This window comes from Corallococcus sp. AB032C (genome assembly GCF_003668935.1).
GTDB lineage: Bacteria > Myxococcota > Myxococcia > Myxococcales > Myxococcaceae > Corallococcus > Corallococcus exiguus.
Genome location: NZ_RAWP01000194.1, coordinates 1 through 8,210, shown reverse-complemented (window position 1 = coordinate 8,210; position 8,210 = coordinate 1). Strand labels below are relative to the sequence as shown.

Annotated in this window: 4 protein-coding genes; 3 read left to right on the top strand and 1 reads right to left on the bottom strand. The window is 71.4% G+C overall.

Annotated elements, in window-relative coordinates:
• Positions 1-2,191, bottom strand: a 2,191-nt coding sequence (locus D7X99_RS44130; protein ID WP_233614168.1) for a glycosyltransferase family 4 protein, incomplete at its 3' end; no start/stop codon positions are given.
• A 228-nt stretch (positions 2,192-2,419) separates the two neighbouring features.
• On the opposite strand from D7X99_RS44130, the gene D7X99_RS40695 reads away from it, so the two are divergent.
• From D7X99_RS40695 to D7X99_RS40685, 3 genes are all read left to right on the top strand, one after another.
• Positions 2,420-4,924, top strand: coding sequence for a DUF4912 domain-containing protein (locus D7X99_RS40695; RefSeq protein ID WP_121782431.1), 2,505 nt, complete (start codon positions 2,420-2,422; stop codon positions 4,922-4,924).
• A 26-nt stretch (positions 4,925-4,950) separates the two neighbouring features.
• Positions 4,951-6,540, top strand: coding sequence for a glycoside hydrolase family 57 protein (locus tag D7X99_RS40690; protein WP_121782430.1), 1,590 nt, complete (start codon positions 4,951-4,953; stop codon positions 6,538-6,540).
• Positions 6,541-6,642: 102 nt separating this feature from the next.
• Positions 6,643-8,145 (top strand): Do family serine endopeptidase, encoded by a 1,503-nt coding sequence (locus D7X99_RS40685; protein ID WP_121782429.1) that lies wholly within the window; start codon positions 6,643-6,645, stop codon positions 8,143-8,145.
• Positions 8,146-8,210 lie beyond the last annotated feature (65 nt).

Genomic DNA, 8,210 nt, shown 5'->3' with positions numbered 1-8,210 from the left:
GCACCGGGGGGCGGGAGGCGGGCCGGCCTGGATCCGCGGCGAGGCCGCCACGGATGGGTGGTTTGTCCGCGTCGGCCATGGGTGAGGGACTTGGGAAGAGACGCGGGGGTTCAGAGGGAGCGGAGTCCTGCGGCCGCTGCGCACGGCCGGCGTTCGTGCTCCGCGCCCCGGTCAGCAACGAGCGCATGGGCACGATGGGCGTGGGCGCGGGGACCTCTTCCTCCTCACGCATCACTCCGGCCCGGCGCACGACGGGCGTGGGCGCGCGCTCCTCGTCCTCCGTGAGGGAGGTGGGGCGGCGCACGATGGGCGTGGCCGCCGGCGGCTCGTCTTCCGGCAGGGGCCGACGCACGACGGGCGTGGGCGCGGGCGCCTCTTCCTCGGAGGCCGGCCTGCGCACGATGGGCGTAGGGGCGCGTTCTTCTTCCTCGGAGGCCGGCCTGCGCACGACGGGCGTGGGGGCCGGCGTGCTCGTGTCGTCTTCTTCCACTTCCACCGGCCGGCGCACGACCGCCGTCGCTCCGGAGGAGCCATCCTCGGAGGCGTGGGCCTCCGCATCCGAATCCCCGGCGTCGTCCCCACCGACATCCTTCAAGCCGAGGGCCTTCACCAGGGGACTCGTCACCATCTCCGTGGGCGGAGCCGGCTCCGAGCCACGGCCTCCCAGCGGTTCCGGCTCCTCGTCCTTCGCGGCGGAGGAGGGGAGCGCCGTTTTCGCGGTGTCGTCGGTCGTCTTGGGCGCGGTCGCGGGCTCCGGAGGCGGCGCGGCTTCCTGGCTCGCGGGGGCCGGAGCGGCCTTGGCCCTGGCGGACTCGCGCAGCGGCAGGCCCATGACCATGGGCACTTCGTCCGGCCGCATGTCCGGCTCGGTCTTGACGAGCCGGGTGTCCATCCCGTCGTCCAAGGCCATGCCCATCACCACGGGCGCGTCCTCCGCGCCATCCTTCGCGGGGGGCGGGGCGGCTTCGTCGGAGGCGGCCTGGGCCGCGGGCTGCTTGGCCGCGACCGCGGGCTGGGACGCTTCCGGCATGCCCAGGCTCGCGAGCCGGTTCGTGGGCGTGCCCGTCATCGTGACGTCGGGCGGCTCGCTGGCGGCTTCGACCGGGACGTGGCCGCGCTTCTCCAGCAGCGAGTCGTAGAGGTCCAGCAGCTGGCCCCGGATGAGGCCCGCGTCCAGCACCTTCTCCGCGAACGCGCGCCCGGCCTTGCCCAGCGCCACGCGGCGAGGCACGTCGCGCGCCAGGTCCAGGATGCGCTCGGACAGGGCGCGGGCGTCGCCCGGGGGGAAGAAGACGGCCGCGTCCTTCGGAATCAGCTCGCGGGTGACGGGCAGGTCCGCGGCGATGACCGGCCGGCCAGCGGCCAGGTACTCAGAGACCTTGGCCAGCGGTCCGCCCTGGAGCCGGTTGCGCTCCGAGTCGTCCAGCGGCAGCACGCCCACGTCCGCCAGCGCCAGCACCTTGACCAGGTCGTCGTGCACGACGGGCGGCTGGAAGTCGACCTTCTCCTTGATACCCAGGTCGTTGACCAGGTCCTCCAGGTGGGGCTTCCAGTCCGGATGGTGCGCGCCCACCAGCGTCAGGCGCACGTCCACCTGCTGGGCCGCGAGCGCCGTGGCGCGCAGGAGGGTGGGCAGGCCCTGCCAGCCTACGTGGCTGCCCAGGTACATCATCCTGAGGGGCGAACCGTCCGGGGCGCCGAGCACCTCCGGGTCGTACGGCTTCAGGTCCACCGGCGCGCGAATCGTCCGGAGCTGGTCCTCCGCCGCGCCCAGCCCCTGGATGAACGCGCGCGTCGTCTGCGAGCCGGTGACGACGAGGTCCGCGTTCATCAGGCAGAACAGCTCCTGGCGGCGGATCTTCGACAGGAAGCGGCGGTCGCCGTCCGTCTGCGGATGGGTGTAGCGCAGCTCCTGGGACGGGAACGTCTGCGCCTCATAGATGAGGCGGTAGCCGTAGTCCGCCTTCAGCTCGCACAACGCGTACCCGCCGAAGGGGTCCGTGAAGTGGGCGAGGGCGTAGTCCTCGCTTTCGAGCTGGCGGCGAACGGCCCGTTCAAAGGACTGGATGCGTGACGCCAGGTCCCCGGAGCCTACCGGGACGCGGAGCAGCCGGGCGCCCTGGTACTTCTCGATATGGGAGTGGTCGGGCGTCTTCGCCGACAGCACCACCACGGAGAAGCGATCAGGCAACGCCTTCAGATACTCGGTCAGTCGGCGTGAGGAGCCAGACGGGCCGGGGATGACGTCAAAGCTGCACAGGAGAAGTCTGGGCAGGTCGCTCAAGCGGTCGCAGGATACTTGGACCGGGGTGAGGTGTCATCGGTCGTGACGGAAGTTGAAGGGGGTCGGCGGAACAACACATCCCGTGACGGATGCGTTGACCCCCTGTATGCCGCGTCATAACGAGGCGAGGTGTCCATGGATGAGCGGAAGGGCGTCACCGTGAGCTACCTGCGGCAGCTGGCCCGGAAATACCTCCGGGAGGGAGCTGGCGCGTCCCGCGGGCGGGAGCTGGTCACCTCGCTGGCCGAGCGCATTCCCGCCCTGGGGCGGCTCGCGCGCATGGCCGGCCTGGCGATTTCCCGGCGCGGCTCCGGCGACGTGGGCGGCGAGGAGCGGACGCTCGATTCCGGCCCGGCGGATTCCCGCTCCGCCAGGGGCCCGACGTCCGAGTCCGTGCCCCTGCCTCCGCCCGAAAGCACCGCCGCGCCGCAGGCACGAGAACTTTCCGAGGAGCCCATCACGGAGCCCAGCGGCGGCCCCAAGACGCGGCCCGCGCGCGTGGTGACGTTCCCCGCCCGCGAGAAGGCGAGCCGCGACCCGGACGACGAGGACACGGTGTCCCTGTCGCCGGAAGTGCCCACGCCGCGCCCGTCGAGTTCTCCCAAGGGAGAACAGCCCGCCGCCGCGCAGCCCGCGCCCGCGAGCGAGCCGCCGCACGCCGCCGAGCCCCTGGTGGAGGGGTTCTTCGTGACGAAGATGGCGGGGGAGAAGGAAGCGCGCCGCCACCACCTTCTGGAGGAGCAGGCGCCGCGCCTTCCTCCGGCGGACGCGTCGCCCGAGCGCAACGAGCACCTGTCCATGCTGCCCCTGGACTACCAGGACGACGCGATGGTGCTGCTCGCGAGGGATCCGCACACGCTCTTCGTCTTCTGGGACTTCAGTGACGCGAGCCGGAGCCGGGCGCTGGACGACCTGCCGGCGCCGCGCGCGGTGATGAAGGTGTTCGACGGCGAGGGCGTGTCGCGCGAGGTGGATTTCGCGCTGGAGTCGCGCAGCTTCTATCTGCAGGGCATGACGCCCGGGCGCACGTACCGGGTGGAGGCGCACTTCGTCGGCTCGGATGGCCGGTCGCGCCGCATTGGACATTCGTCCAATCGGGCCACGCTGCCGCCCGCGGGACCGTCGGCGGACACGTCCATCCGGTTCCTGCGCATGCCGCCTCCGCCGGTGGTGGACCGGTCGCGCGAAGCCGTCCCCACCGCGGCGTCCGTGCGCGTCCCTGGGGTGGAGGAGCGCGAATACGTCACGTGGCGCCGGGTGCAACTGCCGGGGAGCGCCGGGTTGGTGGATGTGCCGGAGGTCCACCGCGAGCGCACCGAGGCTTATGTCGATGCGCCGCGCGTCCCTGGGGCTTCGGACCAACGCTACGCGGAAGAGGCCTATCTGGAGAGCGCGCCGCGTGCGCCGGGGGCGTCCGACCAACAGTATGCGCGCGTGGGGGAGGCGACGCTCGGTGAGGGCGCGGTGCTGGCTCCGTCGCGCGCACCCGGGGCGTCGGATCAGCGCTATCTGGCCGTGGAGCTTGCGCCAGGCGCTTCGGACCAGCGCTATGACGTGGCGTCTCCATATCTGGAAGTCCCGCGCGCACCGGGCGCTTCGGATCAGCGCTACGGTGGAGACGTGGTGGGCACTCCGTATCTGGAGGTGCCGCGCGCGACAGGCGCTTCGGATCAGCGGCATGGTCAGGCGCTGCTGCCGGGCGGCGTTTCGGAGTACCGCTATCTAGAGGTGTCGCGTGCACCCGGCGCTTCGGACCAGCGGTACGTGGCGGGAGGGCACGGGACCCAGGGCGTGCAGCGTGCTCCTGGGACTTCGGACCAGCAGTACCTCACCGTGCCTCGCGCCGCGGGTGCGTCGGACCAGCAGTACTTGAGCGTGCCTCGTGCCGCAGGGGCTTCGGACCAGCGCTATCTGTCCGCGGACCGTGCGACGGGCGCTTCGGACCAGCAGTACCTCACGGTGCCGCGTGCGGTGGGCGCATCGGATCAGCGCTACCTGTCCGTGGATCGCGCCACGGGCGCGTCGGATCAGCGATACCTGACCGTGCCTCGGGCGGCGGGCGCATCGGATCAGCGCTACCTGTCCGTGGATCGCGCTACGGGCGCATCGGATCAGCCCGGGGCGCCACGTGCGGCCGGGCGCTCGGATGCCTGGTCGCCAGAGGCGCCGAGCTCGCGGGGTGTGCTCGAAGCACGGGACCTCTCGTCGACATCGGCTCCAGTGGGGGTCGAGGGTTCGCTCCCGTCAGGCCCATCGACGCCAGGCCCGGCCATCACGGATTCGTGGCGGCCCACGGAGCCGGAGCCTCCCAAGGACCCGTGGGCCTTGAGCGTGGCTCGCGGTCCCTCCGCGTCCGAACAGCGTGCCCTCGACAAGGCCCGCGAGGCCGCGCGACGGGCCGCAGTGGCCTCCGTTTCCGCGAGCCCCTCGCCCGCGAAGGCCGAGGCTCCGCGCACTGCGCCCGCGCAAGTCGAGGCTCCGGCCCCGAAGGTGGAGACCCCGGCGGCTTCGAGCGCCGTGGCTCCCAAGTCGGACGCCGCGAAGTCCCCGCCCGCGAAGGCGGCCCAGAAACCACCGGAGCCCAAGCCCTCGGGCTCCAAATCCTCCAAGTCCCGGCCCTCGCGCCGTGGACGGAAGTGAACCCGCACGGCCTCTCCGACCGACCTATGAGCCTGGGCTCCCTCGCGCTGGTCCTTCACGCGCACCTGCCGTTCGTTCGCCACCCCGAGTACGAAGACTTCCTCGAGGAGGACTGGCTCTACGAAGCCATCTCCGAGACGTACCTGCCGCTCTTGCGCGTGTTCGACAGGCTGGTCGAGGACCGCGTCCCCTTCCGGGTGACGATGACGCTCTCGCCCACGCTCGTGTCGATGCTCAATGACGACCTGCTGCGGGAGCGCTACGCCCGCCGGCTGGACTCGCTCTGCGAGCTGGGCGCCCGCGAGGTGCACCGCACCCGGGACGACCCCACCTTCCACCCGCTGGCCGTCTTCCACCGCGACCACTTCGAATCGCTGCGGCTCGCGTACCACAACCACTACCGGCGCGACCTGGTGGCCGCGTTCCGCAGGCTCCAGGACTCCGGCCACCTGGACATCCTCACCTGCAACGCGACCCACGGCTTCCTGCCGCTCATGCAGCAGACGCCGGAGGCCGTTCGCGCGCAGGTGACGGTGGCGGCGAACCACTACCGCCAGAACTTCGGCCGCGACCCCGCCGGCATCTGGCTGGCCGAGTGCGGCTACTACCCGGGCCTGGAGCGCATCCTCTCCGCCGAGCGCATCCGCTACTTCTTCGCGGACACGCACGCGCTCACGGACGCCACGCCCCGCCCGCTGCACGGCCCCTACGCGCCCATCTTCACCGAGCCCGGCGTGGCCGCCTTCGCGCGCGACCCGGAGAGCAGCCAGCAGGTGTGGAGCACCGAGCACGGCTACCCCGGCGACCCCGTCTACCGCGAGTTCTACCGGGACATCGGCTGGGACCTGGACCTGGACTACATCCGGCCCTTCATCCAGCCCACCGGCGACCGCAAGAACACCGGCTTCAAGTACTTCCGCATCACCGGGAAGACGAACGACAAGCAGCCCTACGACCCGGCCGCCGCCCGCGAGCGCGCCTGGGTCCACGCGGGCAACTTCCTCTTCAACCGCGAGCGCCAGTTCGAATACCTCGCGTCGCGCATGGGCGGCCGCAAGCCCGTGGTCGTCGCGCCCTATGACGCGGAGCTCTTCGGCCACTGGTGGTTCGAGGGTCCCCACTTCATCGACGCCCTCATCCGCCAGGCCGCGCGCAACCCCAGCCGCATCCAGCTCATCAGCCCGCTGGACGACCTTCGCGAGCACCCGGAGAACCAGGTGGCCACGCCGCCCCTGTCCTCCTGGGGCGCGGGCGGCTACGCGAACATGTGGCTGGATGGGACCAACGACTGGATCTACCGGCACTTGAACCACGCCGCGCGGCAGATGGTGGAGCTGGCCCGGGACTTCCCGGACGCGTCGTCCCTCAAGCGCCGGGCGCTGAACCAGGCCGCCCGCGAATTGCTGCTGGCGCAGGCCTCTGACTGGGCCTTCATCATGAAGACCGGCACCATGGTGGACTACGCCGTGCGCCGCACGAAGGAGCACCTGCAGCGCTTCCTGCGCCTGCACGACCAGGTGCGCGCCGGAACCATCGACGAGTCCTGGCTGTCCCACGTCGAAGGACGCAACAACCTGTTCCCCGAGCTGGATTACCGCGTCTACCGGCCCGGTTGAGCGGTCCGGGAACAGGCGGCCGGGCTGGGGGTTCACCTTCCGTTACCGGACACCGTCGTTCCGGTTGCGGGGCTTCATTTCCGCTTTAGGTTGAGGAGATCCATGACCCACACGCTCCCTTCGTCCCGTCGCAAGCTCGTGGCCGCCGTGCTGGTGTTGGCGTCGCCCACGCTCGCCCTCGCGCAGGCTCCCGCTCCCCAGCCGGCCGCGCCCAAGACGCAGCAGGCGGCCTCCGGTCAGGCCGGCAACCTCCAGCCCGCCACGCGTGAGGCCCAGTCGCTGGCCTCGCTGGCGCCCCTGGTGGAATCGGTGAAGTCCGCCGTGGTGAACGTGGACGTGCAGGCCCGTCCGGAAGTGCCGGAAGGCATGGAGGACAACCCGCTCTTCGACCGCTTCTTCGGAGGCAACGGGCGGGGCCGCGGCGGCGGCCGCAGCGAGCGCGAGCAGATCCGCCAGGGCGCCGGGTCTGGCTTCATCATCGACCCCAAGGGCCTGGTGCTCACCAACAACCACGTCATCGAGGACGCGGTCACCATCACCATCCGCCTGGACGACGGCCGTTCGTTCTCGGGTGAGGTGGTGGGCCGCGACCCGCTCACCGACGTGGCCGTGGTGAAGATCAAGGAGAAGGTGGATCAGCTCCCCACCGTGAAGCTGGGGGACTCCGACGCCGTGCGCGTGGGTGACTGGGTGCTGGCCATCGGCAACCCGTTCGGCTTGGCCTCCAGCGTGAGCGTGGGCATCCTGTCCGCGCGCGCCCGGGAGATTGGCGCCAGCGTGTACGACGACTTCCTGCAGACGGACGCGGCCATCAACCCCGGCAACTCCGGCGGCCCGCTCTTCAACATGAAGGGCGAGGTGGTGGGCATCAACACCGCCATCGTCGGCGGCGGCACGGGCATCGGCTTCTCCGTGCCCAGCAACCTCATCAAGGCGCTCCTTCCGCAGCTGGAGAAGGAGGGCGCCGTCACGCGCGGCTGGCTGGGCGTGGGCATCCAGCCCCTCACGCGCGAGCTGGGCCAGGCGCTGAAGCTGTCGGTGAGCGAGGGCGCCATCCTCACGCAGATCACCCCCGACTCCCCGGCGGCGAAGGCCGGGCTCAAGCCGGACGACGTGGTGGTGGCCGTGGACGGCAAGCAGGTGCGCTCCGACAGCGACCTCACCCGCACCGTGGCGCTCAAGAAGCCCAACAGCGTCGCGACGCTGTCCCTCTTCCGCGACGGCAAGAAGCAGGACGTCAAGGTGACCATGGGCACCCGGCCGGACCTGGAGGGCCTGTCCAAGAAGAAGCCGGGGGCCACCGACGAGCAGGACAGCTCGCGCCGCGTGGGCCTGTCCCTGCAGGACCTGGATGCCCGCACGGCGTCCCAGGCGGGCTTCACCGAGCGCGCCGGCGCGCTCATCACCGACATCGTCCCGGGCTCGCCCGCGGACCGCGCGCAGCTGACGCCGGGCATGCTGGTGGTGGAGGCGAACAAGAAGCCCATCGCGAGCGCGAAGGAGCTGGCCGCGGCCATCCGCGCCGCGCCCAAGGGCAGCACGCTGCTCTTGCGCGTGGCCGGCCCCGGCGGCGGACGCCTGCTGCGCGCGCTGACCGTTCCTTGAGCTGGGGATGAGCGTCAACTACGTCTCGTTGGGTGACAGCACGGCGGTGGGGGTGGGGGCGTCGC